We start from the raw sequence: 15,926 nt of genomic DNA on the forward strand, positions 1-15,926 counted from the left end.
CTGTGGAGCGGACGACGATGAGTGAGACGGGCGGCGGCGCTCCGGGGGACGCCGAGAAGGCGGCGACGGTCGCGCAGTTGGCGGCGCAGATCCGGGAGATGGCTCCGTTCAAGAAGGCGGGCTCACCCCCGCCGGTCGTCCTCCCGGACCCGGCGGCCGACCCGGAGACCGAGGAGGCTGCCGAGGCTGCCGAGGAAGCCGGGACCGCCGGGGAGGCAGGCGGGGCCGTCGAACCCCAGGTGCCGGCCCCGGCGCCCGCACCGGCCGCGCCCCGGCCGGCCGCACCGGCGCCCGCACCGGCACCGGCCCGGGCCGCCGCGCCCGCCCCGGTGGACGCCGGCACGCTCCGGGCCGTCGCCGAGGTGCTGGCCGCCGGCGGCGCCCCCGCCGACCTCGCGGCGCCCGCCGTGGCCGCCCTCGGCGGCGACGCCGCCGAGCTGCTGCGCGAGGACCCGTGGGCGGTGCTCGGTCTGCCCGGCGTCCGCCCGGAGCACGCGGACGGCTTCGCCCGGGGCCTGCTCGGCGCCGAGGCCCGGCCCGAGGACCCCCGCCGCGCCCACGCCCTGGTGCTGTGGGTGCTGACCCAGGCGTCCCTGCGCGGGGACTCGGCCCTGGAGCTCGACCAGGTGACGGCCGAACTCGGCCGTCACCGCGTGCCCGACCCGGCCGCGGCGATCGGGGCCGCCATGGAGGACGGGCAGGTGCTGCCCTTCCAGGAGGTGCTGCCCGGCGCCGAAGGGCGCAGCGCGCAGAGCGACGACGAGGAGGAGGTGCCGACCCGGACCCTGCTCGCGCTGGAGGGGCTGGCGATGGCGGAGGACAGCCTCGCCGAGAAGCTGCTCCAGCTGATGGCCACCTTCGTCCCGGGCGACGGCCGTAACGAGGACGCGGGCGAGGACACGGGCGAGGACACGGGCGAGTCCTCGGCCGAGGACGCCTCGTCGGACACCCCCGCCGCCCCCGGCCCCGCCGCCTGGGAGGCCGCCGCCGAGGCCGCGCCCTCCCCCTCCGCCAAGGCACTGGTCCGGGCCGTCGCCGACGCCGCCCTGGTGCTGCACACCGGCGGCGAGGCCGCCCGCGCCGAACCGGCCGCCCTGCTCGCCGCCGCCGCGGGCCTCGGCCTGCGCGCCTGCGCCGCCACCTGGACGGACCAGGGCCGCGACTCCTTCGCCGCCCTCGCCGGGCCGGACACCTCCGCCCTCGCCCCCGTCCTCACCCTCGCCGAGCTGCTCTCCGGCACCGCCGGCCCCGGCCGCGCCCCGGACGGCACCCTGGCGCTGGACCTCCTGGTCGTCCTGGACGCGCCGCTGCTGGACGTCGAACTGGCCGCCACCGTCCTGGAGTCGCTCGCCGACGGCACCCGGCTCGTCCTCAGCGGGGACCCGGGCCAGCTCTGGTCCCCCGGCCCCGGCCGGTTCTTCGCCGACCTGCTCGCCGCCAAGGTCTGCCCCACCGTCGCCTCCCGCACCCCGGACTTCGGCCCGATCGGCGAACTGGTCTCCGGCGTCGGCATCGGCGAGCTGCAGCCCGTCGAGGCGCCGGACAAGGAGGTGGTCATCCTGACCGCCAAGGACGGCGGCGAGGCCGTCCACCGCGCGATCCAGCTGCTCACCGACTCCATCCCGCGCGCCCTCGGCATCCCCGCCGAGCAGGTGGTGCTGATCACCCCCGGCCACGGCGGGACGGGCGGCACCCGGGCGCTCAACGCCGCCGCCAAGGCCCGCCTCAACCCGGGCCCCGGCCGCTTCGGCGGCTTCGACCCCGGCGACCGCGTGGTCGACTCCCCCGCGCCCGGCCTCGTCCGCCCCGCCCGGGTGCTGGACGGTGACGCGACGGGCCTGCACCTCGAGTACGCGGACGGCTCCCGCCGCACCGTCCCGCCCGCCGAGGTCGGCCGGCTGCGGCACGGCTGGGCGCTGACGGTCCACCAGGCGCTCGGCCGCCGCTGGCCGGGCGCGGTGGTCGTACTGCCCGAGGACGCCGGGCCGGCGCTCACCCGGCAGTGGGTGTACACGGCCTTCGGCCGGGGCGAGCGGCACCTGTCGGTCGTGCACGCGGCGGGCCCGGCGCTCGCCCAGGCCGTCGCCGAGCGCCCGGCGCAGCAGCGCACCACCCGCCTGCGGGCGATCCTCGCCGAGAACGCGGCCGAGACGGAGTAGAGCCTCCGTACGGACGACGAGCCGTACGGACTGCGAGCCGTACGAACGGCAACGGGCGGGCCCACTGTCGTGTGGGCCCGCCCGTGCCGTTCCGCCTCTCGCCAGGCGGGGCTCAGTGGTTCAGTCGTCAGGGTCCTCGTCGTCGTAGACCTCGCTGACGTCGAACCGGCAGATCAGCAGCCGCGGATCGGCGTGCTCGAAGGGCTCCGGCAGCCACTCCCCCGGATCGGTCGGCTCGGCCGCCGCGACCCAGAGCGTGGAGTCCGCCTCCTCGAGGCCGAACTCCTCGCTGCGGGCGGCGATCTCGTCCGGCTCGTACTCGCCGAACAGCACACCGATCGCGGCGTTGACCCCGCCGACGCCGCCCGGGGTGAGCGAGTCGTCGAGCCGCTCCGCCTGGGCGCGCAGCCGCGCGGGGTCGGCCACGTGGTAGTCGCGGCGGATCAGCACGCTGATCGCCTCGGGCTGTTCGGGACCGTGGTAGCCACCCGGCCCCTCGTCCCCCGGGATCTCGAAGGGGGTGACCTCGTCGTAGACCTCGTAGAGGATTTGGTCGTAGGCGATGGCCGCCGTCGCGAGCTGCTCGTAGGCGGCGGACACAGCGGGATCGTCCGCTGCGCTGGGGCTTGACACCGCTTCCAGATGACGGTCGATGGCGGCCTTGACCGCCTCGGCGGCGGCGCGTACCTCGGCAATGGTGGGCTGCGCGGCATCAGACATGGTGCAGACGCTATCTCCCCTCGGCGTCGGCACGCACAGCGGTTGTCACCTACGCCCTGGATTTCACCGCAACTTCCCCCCTGATGTCCGATCCGCGCCGTTCTGTCCCCGCGCCCCGCGGGCGCGGGGGGCGCGTGCGGGGCCGTCCGGGTGCGGCTACGCGCGCCGGGATCGGGGTATCCCCTCCACGGAGGCAACAGAACTGATGCACTGTCAGACCAGGGCCCGGAACCACGCCCTCCCGATGGCGGGAGGACGGCCGGAAATACCCGGGCCGACTGTCCGGGGCACGCCGTAAGGTTGCGTGCAGCCGATCCCCAGGAGGAGCGTCTTGATCCCAGCGAAGCCGGTCCGGCAGCCGGAGTACGAGTACCAGTCCCTGCGGATGCCGCGCGGCACCACGCGCAACGCGGCACGCCAACTGCTGACCGAGCACGCCGAGTACGGGCACTGGGAGCTCGACCGGCTGCGGCTTTTCCCGGACGGCAGTCGGACGGTCCGGCTCAGGCGCAGGATCATCCGGCAGGTCCGCAGCTGGTGACGGCCTGGGCTTCGCATCGATCCTTCACGCACCCGAGGCCGCCCGTAGAACGGGCGGCCTCGGGTGTTTCGCTTCTTCGGCGCTTCCGCGCCCGGGCTCAGCGGGCGCCGGCGCGGGAGCGGCGGTAGAGCACGCCGCCGCCCAGCAGCAGGGCGAGCCCGGCGGCGCCGAGCAGTTCCACGTCGCCGGCGCCGGTGGAGGCCAGCTGGCTGCCGGGTGCGGTGGCCTGGGCGGCGGTGGTGCGGGCGGAGGCCGGGACGGCCTGGGTGCTCGCGCCGGTGGCCGCGGTGCCCGGGGCGGCGGGGGTGGAGGGCGCGGCGGGGGTGGCGCCTTCGGACGGGCCGCCGTTGCGCCCGCTGCCCGGGGTGGTGTCGCCGCCGGGCGGCGGGGTGTGGTGGTCGTCGGGGCAGTCGTCGCTCGGCTTCGGAGCGGGCGCGGGCTGCGCGACGTTGCCGCAGGAGTTGCCGAAGGCCGGGTTGGCGGCGCCGGCCGCGTCCGCGGAGTTGCCGCAGACGTTGACCGGGATGTGCACCGGGGCCTGGACGCTGTTGCCGGAGAGCACGCCGGGCGAACCGGCCGCGGTGCCGGAGGCGGAGGATCCGGCGGTGGTGCCCCGGTTGCCGCCGGTGCTCGATCCCGCGGTGCCCGTACCTCCCTGGCCGCTCTGGCCGCCCTGGCCCTGCTGCGGGGCCGCGTGGCGGGCGCCGCTCGCGTTGGCGCAGCGGTTGGCGAAGGCCGGGTTGAGTGCGCCGATCACGTCGACGGTGTTGCCGCAGGCGTTGACCGGCACCTCGACCGGCACCTGGACCGAGTTCCCGGAGGCGACGCCCGGCGAGCCGGCCGCCGTTCCCTGAGCCTCAGCACCCGCGTAGGCGTAGCCGGCGGTCGAGGCCAACACACTGCCGGTGGCCACGGCCGTGAGGATGCCCTTCTTGGCTACATTCCTCATTTTTTCCCCTGACGTTTCGAGACGACGTGGTGACCTTGCCGCGGGCCTTTCCCGCGCGTGGATGCGCCGGTGCCCAATCGGTTGACATGACCTGTCGGAAAGTCGGAATTTCCGTATATCCGGAAATCACCCAAGGTCTTCGACTGCACAGGAGTTAACGACAGGCCAACAGTGAGGTTGAGCCGAATGAAGAGTCTTCACCCGATCGAGGGACGACCCCGGCGGTACCCCGGACATGCGAACGCCCCCGGTGCGGCGCGTCCGCCGCCCGGGGGCTCGAGTGAGTCCTCAACGGGCCTCGACGGCCCGGAGGTCTACTCAGAAGTTGGCGCAGTGGTTGCCGAACGCCGGGTTCAGCACGCCGATCACGCTGACGGTGTTGCCGCACAGGTTCACCGGGATGTGGACCGGGATCTGGACCTGGTTGCCGGACACGACGCCCGGGGAACCGGCCGCGACACCCTCGGCACCGGCGCCGCCGTGAGCGGACGCCACGCCGGCGGCGGCGAGCACGAGACCACCGGTGGCGGCGGCAACGGCGGCGATCTTCTTGACCTTCATCATTCCTCCTGTATGGACAACGCAACCCGTTCGGCGGGCTGCACAGGGATGAACGACGCTGCGGCGAACGGGGTACGGAACATCTGTGCCGTTCACTCTCAACGGTGATCGTTCGCACGGATGACCGGCGCCGAATTCCAAGGGGAATCGTTTCTGTTGATCTCTTTTCGCCCGTCCCACAATCATGCGCTCCGACAATGCGAACGGCCCGCTCCCGGAGCTCCGGGAGCGGGCCGACCCGGTCACCTGATCAGCAGGCGTCGATGAAGCGGTCAAGCACCCGGACGCCGAACTTGAGCCCGTCCACCGGCACCCGCTCGTCCACGCCGTGGAACATCCCCGCGAAGTCCATCTCCGGCGGCAGCTGCAGCGGCGCGAAGCCGAAGCAGCGGATGCCGAGGTCCTGGAAGGACTTGGCGTCCGTCCCGCCCGACAGGCAGTACGGCACCGCGCGGGCGATCGGGTCCTCCGCGCGCAGCGCGGTCTGCATCGCCTCGACCAGCGCGCCGTCGAAGTCCGTCTCGATCGCCTTGTCCGTGTGCAGGCTCTCGCGCTTCACGCGCGGGCCCAGCACGCTGTCCAGCTCGGCGAGGAACTCCTCCTCGTAGCCGGGCAGGAAGCGCCCGTCCACGTGGGCGGTGGCCTGACCGGGGATCACGTTCACCTTGTAGCCCGCGCCGAGCATGGTCGGCTGGGCGGTGTTGCGGAAGGTGGTGCCGATCATCTTGGCGATGCCGCCGAGGACGCGGACCACCTCGTCCATGTCCTCCGGGTCCAGCCGGTAGCCGAGCACGTCCGACAGCTCGTCCAGGAAGGCCCGCACGCTGGGGGTGATCCGCAGCGGGAACTTGTGGCGGCCCAGGCGGGCGACGGCCTCGCACAGCTCGGTGATCGCGTTGTCGTCGTTGGCCATCGAGCCGTGCCCGGCGCGGCCCTCGACCGTCAGGCGCATCCAGTGCATGCCCTTCTCGGCCGTCTCCACCAGGTAGAACCGGGCCTGGTCGTTGACGGTGAAGGAGAAGCCGCCGACCTCGCCGATGCCCTCGGTCACGCCCTCGAACAGCTCCGGGTGCTTGTCCACCAGGAAGCGGGCGCCGTAGGTGCCGCCGGCCTCCTCGTCCGCGAGGAAGGCGAGCACCAGGTCGCGCGGGGGCTTGCGGCCGGTGCGCAGCCGGTCGCGGACGACCGCGAGGGTCATCGCGTCCATGTCCTTCATGTCGACCGCGCCGCGGCCCCAGACGCAGCCGTCGGCGATCTCGCCGCCGAAGGGGTCGTACGTCCAGTCCGCCGCGTTGGCCGGCACCACGTCGGTGTGGCCGTGGATGAGCAGGCCCGGGCGGGAGCGGTCCTCGCCCTCGATCCGGACCACGGTCGAGGCCCGGCCCTTGGCCGACTCGAAGATCTGCGGCTCGATGCCGAACTCCGCGAGCTGCTCCGCCACGTACTCGGCGGCCTTGCGCTCGCCCGGGCCGGAGCCGTCGCCGTAGTTGCTGGTGTCGATCCGGATCAGGTCGCGACAGATCTCGGCGACCTCGGACTCCGCCGTCACCTTCGGCCCCGCCGACTCGCTCCGCTCGCTCACGGTCACTCCTCGTCTTGGGCCCGCACCGACGCACCAGTGCGCCACCCCCAGGATCTGCACCCGGGCCGTACGAGCACGTCCGCCCATCCTCCCCCAGCCCCCGCCCCGGTTCCACCCCCTCCGACCTGGCCGAAACCCGCTGGTCACACCGCCGCCACAGTCCCGGAGGCCGGTCACCGGGTGTTCGCGGAACCGTTTTGGGAGCTCAAGCCGATCTTTGCTACAGTTACATCTGTCAGCGCGGCGGACGAGAGATCGGAAGCCGCGAGGGCGACACCCCGTCCGGGTGGCGGAATGGCAGACGCGCTAGCTTGAGGTGCTAGTGCCCTTTATCGGGCGTGGGGGTTCAAGTCCCCCCTCGGACACCGAAGAAGCGGGTCAGGAGATTCTCCTGGCCCGCTTTTCGTTTCCCCCGGTGCCCCCTCCGCCTCCGCCCATCTGTGCCCACCGCTCCCCCTCACCCGTGGGGAATTCCGGCCAACCGGCGAAACCCCTCGACTGTTTCCGGTCAGCACACTCCGCGTACCTCAATCGATCACTGTTCGGCAGACGCCGCTTGCGGTTAACTGGGCGCGCATCGCTCGCCAGGCTCCGGGCGGGCACCGAGGACCGCAGGGTCGGGACGCCGATTCCGCAGCTCAGTGCCGGGGCCGGGCGGGCATATCCATTTCCGGGGGGAGAGGAAGGATGGTGTTCCGTGGAAGATTTCCGAGGCAGCCCGTTCGCCACTGACGCTCCCGGGACGGCACCGGTGTGCATCATCGGTGCGGGACCGTCAGGACTGGCGGCGGCGCACGCGCTCGTGGGACGAGGACTCGGGTTCGTCTGCCTGGAACGGGCGCCCGAGGTCGGCGGGATCTGGCGGCAGCCCGGCGCGGGGGAACGCGGTCCCGGCTATCAGTCGCTGCACATCAACACGGCGAAGGAGGTGACCGGTTTCGCGGCGTTCCCGATGCCGGACTCCTATCCGGCCTATCCGGGGCACCGTGAGATCGCCACCTATCTGCGGTCCTTCGCCGAATGGGCGGGGCTGCTGCCGCACATCGAATTCCGCACCGAGGTCCTTTCCGTGCGGCAGGACCTGGACGGCTCCTGGCTGGTCGACAGCCGGGGCCCGAACGGGAAGACGCTCTGCCGCCGTTTCGCGCGGGTGATCGTCTCCTCGGGGGCGAACACCGAACCGCTGGTCCCGGACACCCTGCCGACCGGGGCGGGTTCGTTCACCGGCCGCATGCTGCACTCCGTCGACTACCAGGATGCCCGCGAGTTCGAGGGTCAGCGGGTGGTCGTGGTGGGCCTCGGCCCCTCCGCCGTGGACATCGCCTCGGACCTGTCCCGCAGCGCGGCGCGGACGGTGCTGTCCGTGCGCCACGGGCTGCACGTCGTCCCCAAGCAGCTCTACGGCATCTCCTGCGACGTCATCGCCGAGTCCTCCTGGTTCACCGCGATGTCGATGCCCGAGCGGCGCGAGTACATCGAGCAGGCCCTGCTCGTCTCCCGGGGGCGGCTCTCGGACTACGGGCTCCCCGAACCCGACCACCCGCTGTTCTCCTCCGCCGTGACGGTCTCCGACGAGATCTTCAGCCGAATACGCCACGGCGCGGTGACGGCCAGACCGGGGATCGAGGCCCTGGAGCGCGAGGTGGTCCGGTTCACCGACGGCTCGACGGTCGAGGCGGACGCCATCATCTGGTGCACCGGATACCGGATGGCCTTCCCGTTCCTGTCGGGCGGCTGCCCGGTCGGCCCGCGCGGCAAGGTGGAGCTGTACCGGCGGGTCGTCGCGCCCGAGCGGCCGGGACTGTACTTCGTCGGCCTGATCCGCCCGGTGGGTGCCATCACCCGGTCCCTGGAGGCCCAGGCGGAGTGGGTCGCGCGGCTCATCACGGGCGACGCGGAACTGCCTCCCCAGGAGGAGATGCACCAGGAGATCGACACGTACCTGGAGGCCGTCGCCGCGCGCTACGGGCACGGGCTCGGCGCCTCGATCCAGATCGACGTGGTGCCCTATGTGCGGGAGCTCCAGCGGGAGTTCCAGCGGGAACCCCACACCGTGTGACCTGACGACGAAGGGGGCGCTACCGGCGGCAGCGCCCCCTTTCGTCCTCGTCCTCCCGCCGTCAGGTGCCGCTGGCGGGCGGACGGACGGCGTACGCCTCCGAGGAGATGTACGCCGTCACCCGGGGCTGCCTGCCCCGCTGGTGGGCGATGGCCAGGTAGGCGACCAGGCCGGCGCCGTCCTCCAGCCGCCGGGTGGTGACGGCGGCCAGGGCCTCGGCGAGCGGCGCCGGGTCGATGCCGTACTGCCGGCACAGGGCCACGCCCCGGGCCAGGGCCTCGCCGTCGTGCGGGACGTAGTCGCGCACCGGTACGTGCAGGGTGAACCCGGTCGGGCGCTCGTCGTCCCGGTGCGTGAAGGAGTGGCAGGACAGCGCCGGCAGCCCGGCGAGCCGGGTGCCACCGCCCCGCTCCCGGCCGACGCCGGAGACGGTGGCGAAGAACTCGCGCACCGTCTCCGGCGTCGGACCGCCGTACATCCGGGACAGCCGGCCCGCCCCGTCGGCCGAGAGACCGAGGTGGCGGACGTACACCTTGAGCCGGGGCTCCGCCCAGGCCCCGAGGTCCATGGCGAGGAACGGGTACCCGTCGCCGGGCGGCAGCGAGGCGAACGCCTTGCGGTGACCGAGCCGGTCCAGCGCCGTCCGCATCGTCTCGGCGGCCCGGTCCGCACCGCGCGCGGAGGGGTTCAGGTACACCTTGATCCTGGGGACGCCCGTGGAGTCCAGCTCCAGGGCGCACCACAGGGCCAGCGGCCCCTGCGGCTCCGACGGGAAGAAGAGGTCCTCCACCTCGTCCAGGCGGGCGGTGGAGAAGTCCCAGCGCCGTGCCGTCTCGCGGACGAAGGCGAGCCCGATCTTGCCGTTCTCCGCCCTTCCGGCCGCGCCGCACCCGGGCTCCAGCAACACCCTGACGGTCGGTGGGGCGTCCGCCTGGAACGACAGCGAGTACTCCACCGGCGTGTGGTCGTCGGACAGCGACGTCCGGTACGGCGGCGGCAGGTCCAGCGGCCGCTCGGCCATGAGGCCGAGCGACTCGCGCAGGACCTGCCCGAACCCCTCCGCGTCGCGGTCCTTCAGGCCGGCGACCCGGCACAGCCGGTGCAGCTGGCCGGCCGTGAAGCCGCCCAGCGTCCGCGCCTCGAAGGGGCCGCATCTACCACTGGTCACTTCGCCAGCCAGGACAGGAAGGAACTCCAGAGACCTCCGCGCTCCGGCTTGCGTGAGGGGGCCACGAACTCCTCGCGAGCGGCGCTCTCCGGCCGGGGCTGCGAGGCCGTCGGCCGTCGCACGTCCTGGACCGGGGTGAAGCGCGTGGGCAGCGCGGTCAGCGACCGGCTGAAGGGGCCGGGGCGCCAGGTCAGGCTGTCCGAGGGGACGGCCAGCTCGATGTCCGGCAGCTGGTTGAGCAGGTTCTCGATCGCCGTCACGGTGATGTGCCGGGCGGGCTCCTTGGAGGGGCAGGCGTGCGGGCCCGCACTGAACGCCAGGTGCGCCCGGTTGCTGCCGGACTGCCGCGCGGCGGCGAGCACCCGGTCGTTGTTGGCGGCCGCGATGCTGACCATCACCAGGTCGCCGGCCTGGAGCTTGGTGCCGGCGAACTCCATGTCGGCCGCCGCGTAGTGCGGGAGGTAGTTCGTCAGCGGCGGGTTGCCCCACAGCGTGTCGTCGAGGGCGTCCGAGATCAGTCCGCCCTTGTGGGCGTACTGGTCGTGGGTGAGCAGCCGGTGCAGGGTGTTGCCCAGCAGGCTGCGCAGCGGCTCGGCGCCGGCGCCCAGGACCAGGGCCAGCTGGTAGACCATCTCCTCGTCGGACAGGCCCGCCTCGTGCTGCATCAGCCAGGAGGTGACGTCCTCGCCGGGCTTGGTCCGCTTGAGGGCCACCAGGTCGGCGGTGGCCTGGAACAGGACCTCGGCCGCCTTGCCGGCGTTCACGCCGTCGAACATTCCGGAGATGCCGAACAGCACCCGGTCGCCGATGTCGGCGGGGCAGCCGAACAGTTCGGTGAAGACGAACAGCGGCAGCTGCTTGGCGTACTCGCCGCACAGGTCGGCGGCGCCGCGCGAACTGAACTGGGCGATCAGGTAGTCGGAGATCTGCTGGGTGCGCTGGGTGAGCCGACGGGAGTCCACCTTGGCGAGGCTGTCGGTGACGGCCTGGCGCAGCCGCAGGTGCTCGACGCCGTCGACGAACATGCAGCTGGGCTTGTAGGCCAGCAGCGGCAGCACGGGGCTGTCGGCGGGGACGTTTCCCTCCTTGAGGTCCCGCCAGCGGCGGGAGTCCTTGCGGAAGGAGGACGGGTCCTGCAGCATCTGCAGCGCCGCGCTGTAGTCCGTGACGAGGGTCGCGTCGACGCCCGGGGCGATCTCGACGGGCGTGGTCGCGCCGAACTGCCGCATGTAGTCGTAGTAGGCGTGCGGGTCGGCCGCGAACTCCGGCCCGTACAGCGGTATTCGGGCGCCGGTTCCGTGGGCGGGGCACCCGGGCGGGGGCACGAGTGCGGTGGACTCAGCGTCCATGTCTGCTCCTAGTTGGCACGGTCCAGCAGGTGACGGACCAGTGTGATCAATGCGTCGGCCGAGGACTTCTCGTCCCGGGCGTCGCACGTGACGACGGGGGTGTCGTCCAGGAGGTCCAGGGCGTCGCGAAGCGCGGCCTCCTCGTAGACCGGGGTGCCGTCGAAGCGGTTCACCGCGATCGCGTAGTCGAGCCCGTACTGCTCGATCAGGTCGATCACGGCGAACGAGTCCGCCAGGCGGTCCGGGTCGACGAGCACGAGTGCTCCGAGGGCGCCGCGCGCCATGTCCTCCCACATCTGCACGAAACGCAGCTGCCCTGGCGTTCCGAACAGATAGAGGACGACGCGGTCGCTGAGGGTGAGGCGGCCGAAGTCCATGGCGACGGTGGTGGTGGTCTTGCCCTTGACGCCCTTGAGGTCGTCGACCGACTCGCCGGCCCGGGTCATCCGCTCCTCGGTGGAGAGCGGCGTGATCTCGGAGATCGAGCCGATGAACGTGGTCTTGCCCACCGCGAAGTGCCCGACGACGAGGATCTTCACCGCGGTCTGGGTCGCGCCGCCGCGGACGTACGCCCGCTCATCCAAACTTGGCTTGGAGACCATTCAGCACCTCCTCAAGGATTCGCGCGTCCACCAGGGAGGCACGCTCGACTGGCGGCCGGACGATGACGAACCCGCCCTCGGTCAGGCCCGAGAGCAGGATCCGCACCACCCCCAGGGGCAATCTGGTGTGCCCCGCGAGTTCGGCCACGGTGAGGTAGCCGGCCTCGCATAACTCGAGGAGGCCCTGCTCCTCGGGGGTCAGCCGGCGGCTCGGGCGCTGCTGCTGCGCGTCCGAGACCGTGACCAGGCTGATCAGGGAGAGCTGTTCGTCGTCCGGCAGGCCCCGGCCCTTGGTGATGACGTACGAGCGCACCAAGGGCGGGGTGTCGGGTGTCTGTTCCCCGGGGCTCGTCACTGGAACGCGCCGAGGTTCTCGCGCGGGGGCGCCATCAGCGCCTTGCCGAGCTGGCCGACGAGCTGCTGCATCCGGAAGGTGATGTCGGCCATGTCGACGTCCGGGGAGGCGGAGACACCGAGGTAGGCGCCCTCTCCCGCGGAGATCAGGAAGACCCAGCCGCCGTCGAACTCCACCAGGGTCTGGCGCCACTGGTGCTGGGTGCCGTTGCAGAAGAAGGCCAGCGAGCGGCTCAGCGACTGCACGCCGCTCATGCCGGCGGCGACCCGGTCGGCGTCGTCCTTGTCGAAGTCCTTGGTCCGGGCCATCAGCAGGCCGTCCGCGGATATCAGGACCGCGTGCAGGGCGCCGGGGATCTCCAAGGCGCTGTCAAGCATCCACGACAGATCGTTGTTCACGGGACCTCATGTCCTTCACTGCTCACAGCAGGGGCGCTGCTGTTCGTCGGTTCCCCGCCGCCCTGGCCGTTGGTGGCGCGGCCGGACTGGGTGCCCCTCTGGAAAGCGCCCATGATCGCGGCCGTCTCGGCACCGGTACGGGGGCCGGCGTCGACTCGGGGGGTGGCACCGGTCGAGGTCGTCGCGCCCGCAGTCGGCACGACGGACATCGGACGCTTGCGGCGGCGCTTGGGAAGGCCGTCCGGGCCCACGCCGACGCTCGCGGCCGAGGTGGACTCGAAGCCGTTCCAGGCGGACTCGGCGACGGTCGCGGGGGCGGCCGGCGACGCGGGCTTCTGTTCCGGCATCGCGGTGAGGAGCTCGTGGGGCAGGAGGAGGACGGCGCGGACGCCGCCGTAGGGCGAGGAGGAGTCCACGGAGACCTCGAAGCCGAAGCGCTCGCACAGGACGCCGACGACGGCGAACCCGAACTGCGGCGGATTTCCGAGTGCGGAGACGCCGGAGACCCTTTCGCTCGTCAGGAGCTTTTCCGCGCGGGTGCGTTCCTCGTCGTTCATGCCGATGCCGGCGTCGTCGACGACGATGCAGATGCCCTTGGGAACCGTGCGGATGTTGATTTCCACGACGGTGTCGGGGCTGGAATAGCTGGTGGCGTTGTCGAGGAGTTCGGCGAGCGCGAGCGCCACCGGTTCGACGGCGCGGCTGGTGATGCCGAAGTCGACCTGGGAGAGGATCTCCACCCGCTTGAAGTGGCGCACGCGACCCTGGGCGCTGCGGACCACGTCGTAGATGGAGGCGACCTCGCGCTGGCGGCCGAGCCAGCCGTCGCACAGGACGGCGATGGACTGCGCACGGCGCCCGAACTGGGAGTTCGTGTGGTCGATCTCCAGGAGGTCCTCGAGGATCAGCGAGTCGCCGTACTTGGTCTGCAGCCGGGAGAGGATCAGCTGCTGTTCGGCGGCGAGGCCCTGGAGCGTGCGCATCGCGGACTTGAGGACGGTCTTCGTCTCCTCGTCGGCGCGCTCGTGGGCGGCTTCCACGGACTGGGAGAAGTCGTTCTCCAGTTTCGTGTAGTGGCTTCTGAGTCCCTCGTAATCCTGCCGGGCGGCTTCCGCCGTCCTGCGCTGTCGGACGATGACGGCGATGGCGCCGAGGAGAACGATGAGGAGAGCCCAGAGGACTGGGTTCTGTAGGTAATGCGTCATAGGACTCTCTTCAGGAGACTGGCAGCCAGCTGCTGAATTACCGTCGATTCGGGGGTGGTTCGGCGGACCGTCCGGACCGGGGTCACCACCGGACCGTCCCTGCGACCATGCGTCTCGCGCCTGCCCTACCCCCCGGCAAGCGCCGTGATCATATCATCGGATGAAAAGCCCCTTGACGTCCCATCAAGCCCTGATAGCACCTTGACGGCGATTCAGTTCGTCGCTCAACGATCTGCCTCGCCGTGGCCGACGGGACCCTATCCGACCAGAACATGACAGTCGAGGCAAACGCCCTGCTCCTGTCATCGAGGTGAACGTACCGAGTGCCCCCCGGGTTCAACCGAGGGGCGCACGGGTTCGGTCGGGGGCGCGCGGACCGCGGAGCGCGTCAGTGCCGGTGGTGGGAGGGGCGCGGGGTGCCCGGCTGCTGCGGGACGGACGGCCGCAGGGCGTGCCCGGTGCGGTCGTCGGTGTGCCAGGACTGGGACTGGAAGGCGAGGAAGATCGCGGCCCACCGGTTCTCCGCGGGCAGGTGGATCAGCAGACCGCCGTCCTGGTAGACCCCGTCGTCCGCGGTGAAGCGGCCGCTGTTGCCCTGGTTCATGTGGACGTCGTGCACACCGTTGCCCGGCAGGAAGCCGAACACCTTGTCCGGGACGCCGGGTTCGGGCCCGAAGCGCTGGCCGAGGACGTACAGGGTGGCGGAGGTGTCGGCGATCGCCTGCTGGACGTAGCGGTCGAGCAGGTCGGCCAGGTCGTTGTCCGGGCCCGGGGCGTCCGGCGGCAGGACGTGCATCGCCCCCTGGTCGAACAGGTGCCCCCGGACGAAGTCCAGGCTCGCCGTACCCGGGCGGGAGGGCAGCGCCGTCCAGCCGCTGCCGGCGGGCGGGAGCAGGGAGGTGACGGGGTGGCGGAAGTCCTCGGAGGCGAAGTAGCTCAGGTCCGACGGGGCCTGCTGGGAGAGGACGTTGACGGCCGCCCGGTAGTCGGTGCCGTCCTGGTCGCGCAGGTGGATCTGGTAGTGCGGGGTGTCGGTGGCGCCTTCGCGGCGCCGGTCGACGGCGGTGCCGGCGAGCACCCCGTAGTCCTTGATCGGCATGGGTTGGGGTTCCTCGGTTGCTCGACGACCGGGGGCCCGAGGGGCCGCCCGGTCAGGGGTGCCTCCGTTATGGCGTACCCGCCGCGCGAACTCGCGGAGAATCGACGGATGTTCACTTTCCGTCCCCCATAAGGGTTTTCGGCGCACGCTACGTTGACGTGATCGCCATGCCCTCTTTCCCCGCCGGTGCCCGAAAAGCCTCCGAGGGGTCAGTTGCCGCCGAGGGCGCTCTCGATGCCCTGGACCATCCGCCACAGCGGGGCCTTGCGGCTGGCGACCAGCACCACGACCTCGTCCTCGGGCTCCTCGCCCGGGCGGGCGGCGCCGCGATCGGCCGGGCGGTCGCTCCAGGTGTCGGTGACGAAGGCCATCGCCGCGTCCACCTCGGCCACCCAGTCGCTCTCGCCGCCCGAGCGCAGCCAGGTGCGCAGGGCGTGGTTGTGCGCGGCGACCACGGCGGCGGCGATGACGTCGGCGCGCAGCGGGCCTTCGGGGCGGGCGGCGAAGCGGCCGCGCAGGTAGGCGGCGAGGGTGTGCTCGTAGCGCCAGACCACCGACAGCTCGTACGCCCGCAGGCCGGGGACCTTGCGGGTGAGGCGGTAGCGCTGGACGGAGAAGGCGGGCTGCTCGGCGTACATCCGCAGCACGAGGCGGGCCGCGTCGCAGGCGTGCTTGACCGGGTCCTCCTCGCCGGTGCCGGAGTCGAGGAACTCGGTCATCTCGGCGAGGCTGCGCTCGTGGTCGGGGAAGACCACGTCCTCCTTCGCCGGGAAGTAGCGGAAGAAGGAGCGGCGGCCCACGCCGGCGAGGGAGACGATGTCGTCGACGGTCGTCTGCTCGAAGCCGCGTTCCAGGAAGAGCTCGAAGGCCGCGGCCACCAGCGCCTCGCGCATGGCCGGTTTGGAGGGCCCGTCGTTCATGGCCTGGTCCTGCTCTTCCTTCTCGCTCACTCTCGGGAACCTAACACCGCCGTGCGGTGTCGCCCCGACCGGCCGGGCCGGTGCGCCCGGGCCCGGCCAATCGAGGGGCTGCCGTTACGGCAGGTTGCGGGCCATGACGATGCGCTGGACCTGGTTGGTCCCCTCGTAGATCTGCGTGATCTTCGCGTCGCGCATCATCCGCTCCACCGGGTAGTCCCGCGTGTACCCGTACCCGCCCAGCAGCTGCACCGCGTCCGTG

The 15,926-nt window shown here is 72.0% G+C and carries 16 protein-coding genes and 1 tRNA gene; 4 read left to right on the forward strand and 13 right to left on the reverse strand.

The features are described 5' to 3' along the window. The first annotated feature begins 17 nt into the window (after positions 1–17). Entirely contained in the window at positions 18–2,159 is a 2,142-nt protein-coding gene (locus IH61_RS0113455; protein WP_037972548.1) for a helix-hairpin-helix domain-containing protein, read from the forward strand. Between the two features lie 120 nt (positions 2,160–2,279). Here IH61_RS0113455 and IH61_RS0113460 read toward each other — a convergent pair whose 3' ends face one another. Then, on the reverse strand, positions 2,280–2,879 hold the full coding sequence (locus IH61_RS0113460; RefSeq protein WP_031069211.1) for a hypothetical protein: 600 nt from the start codon (positions 2,877–2,879) through the stop codon (positions 2,280–2,282). A gap of 334 nt (positions 2,880–3,213) precedes the next feature. On the opposite strand from IH61_RS0113460, the gene IH61_RS40845 reads away from it, so the two are divergent. Next, a complete protein-coding gene (locus IH61_RS40845; RefSeq protein ID WP_267884009.1) occupies positions 3,214–3,420 on the forward strand; it encodes a DUF5703 family protein in 207 nt (68 codons plus the stop codon). Between the two features lie 97 nt (positions 3,421–3,517). Here IH61_RS40845 and IH61_RS49945 read toward each other — a convergent pair whose 3' ends face one another. From IH61_RS49945 to IH61_RS0113480, 3 genes are all read right to left on the reverse strand, one after another. After that, positions 3,518–4,369, reverse strand: a complete 852-nt coding sequence (locus IH61_RS49945; protein WP_031069213.1) for a chaplin — start codon at positions 4,367–4,369, stop codon at positions 3,518–3,520. Positions 4,370–4,687: 318 nt separating this feature from the next. Next, positions 4,688–4,930, reverse strand: coding sequence for a chaplin (locus IH61_RS0113475; RefSeq protein WP_031069215.1), 243 nt, complete (start codon positions 4,928–4,930; stop codon positions 4,688–4,690). A gap of 250 nt (positions 4,931–5,180) precedes the next feature. Further along, a complete protein-coding gene (locus IH61_RS0113480; RefSeq protein WP_031069217.1) occupies positions 5,181–6,512 on the reverse strand; it encodes a M20/M25/M40 family metallo-hydrolase in 1,332 nt (443 codons plus the stop codon). Between the two features lie 280 nt (positions 6,513–6,792). Here IH61_RS0113480 and IH61_RS0113485 point away from each other — a divergent pair. Both IH61_RS0113485 and IH61_RS0113490 read left to right on the forward strand, forming a co-directional pair. Next, positions 6,793–6,877: transfer RNA gene (locus IH61_RS0113485), tRNA-Leu, on the forward strand. Positions 6,878–7,263: 386 nt separating this feature from the next. Continuing rightward, entirely contained in the window at positions 7,264–8,571 is a 1,308-nt protein-coding gene (locus tag IH61_RS0113490) for a flavin-containing monooxygenase (protein WP_031069218.1), read from the forward strand. A 61-nt stretch (positions 8,572–8,632) separates the two neighbouring features. Here IH61_RS0113490 and IH61_RS0113495 read toward each other — a convergent pair whose 3' ends face one another. From IH61_RS0113495 to IH61_RS44455, 9 genes are all read right to left on the reverse strand, one after another. After that, a complete protein-coding gene (locus IH61_RS0113495) occupies positions 8,633–9,739 on the reverse strand; it encodes a tryptophan dimethylallyltransferase family protein (RefSeq protein ID WP_031069220.1) in 1,107 nt (368 codons plus the stop codon). Then, entirely contained in the window at positions 9,736–11,088 is a 1,353-nt protein-coding gene (locus IH61_RS0113500; RefSeq protein WP_031069221.1) for a cytochrome P450, read from the reverse strand. The genes IH61_RS0113495 and IH61_RS0113500 overlap by 4 nt, the downstream gene beginning before the upstream one ends. An 8-nt stretch (positions 11,089–11,096) precedes the next feature. After that, complete coding sequence (locus tag IH61_RS0113505) at positions 11,097–11,690, reverse strand: GTP-binding protein (protein WP_031069223.1); 594 nt, start codon at positions 11,688–11,690, stop codon at positions 11,097–11,099. Further along, positions 11,665–12,003 (reverse strand): DUF742 domain-containing protein, encoded by a 339-nt coding sequence (locus tag IH61_RS0113510; protein ID WP_078911073.1) that lies wholly within the window; start codon positions 12,001–12,003, stop codon positions 11,665–11,667. Before IH61_RS0113510 ends, IH61_RS0113505 begins: the two co-directional genes overlap by 26 nt. A gap of 38 nt (positions 12,004–12,041) precedes the next feature. Beyond that, positions 12,042–12,443 (reverse strand): roadblock/LC7 domain-containing protein, encoded by a 402-nt coding sequence (locus IH61_RS0113515; protein WP_031069226.1) that lies wholly within the window; start codon positions 12,441–12,443, stop codon positions 12,042–12,044. Further along, positions 12,440–13,648, reverse strand: a complete 1,209-nt coding sequence (locus IH61_RS0113520; protein ID WP_031069228.1) for a sensor histidine kinase — start codon at positions 13,646–13,648, stop codon at positions 12,440–12,442. Before IH61_RS0113520 ends, IH61_RS0113515 begins: the two co-directional genes overlap by 4 nt. 388 nt (positions 13,649–14,036) lie before the next feature. After that, a complete protein-coding gene (locus tag IH61_RS0113525; RefSeq protein WP_031069230.1) occupies positions 14,037–14,747 on the reverse strand; it encodes a YukJ family protein in 711 nt (236 codons plus the stop codon). A 209-nt stretch (positions 14,748–14,956) separates the two neighbouring features. Next, on the reverse strand, positions 14,957–15,640 hold the full coding sequence (locus tag IH61_RS0113530; RefSeq protein ID WP_078911074.1) for a TetR family transcriptional regulator: 684 nt from the start codon (positions 15,638–15,640) through the stop codon (positions 14,957–14,959). Positions 15,641–15,781: 141 nt separating this feature from the next. Beyond that, positions 15,782–15,926, reverse strand: a 145-nt coding sequence (locus IH61_RS44455; RefSeq protein ID WP_267884010.1) for an acyl-CoA dehydrogenase family protein, incomplete at its 5' end; no start/stop codon positions are given.

This window comes from Streptomyces sp. NRRL WC-3742, assembly GCF_000720635.1.
In the GTDB taxonomy this organism is placed as follows: domain Bacteria; phylum Actinomycetota; class Actinomycetes; order Streptomycetales; family Streptomycetaceae; genus Kitasatospora.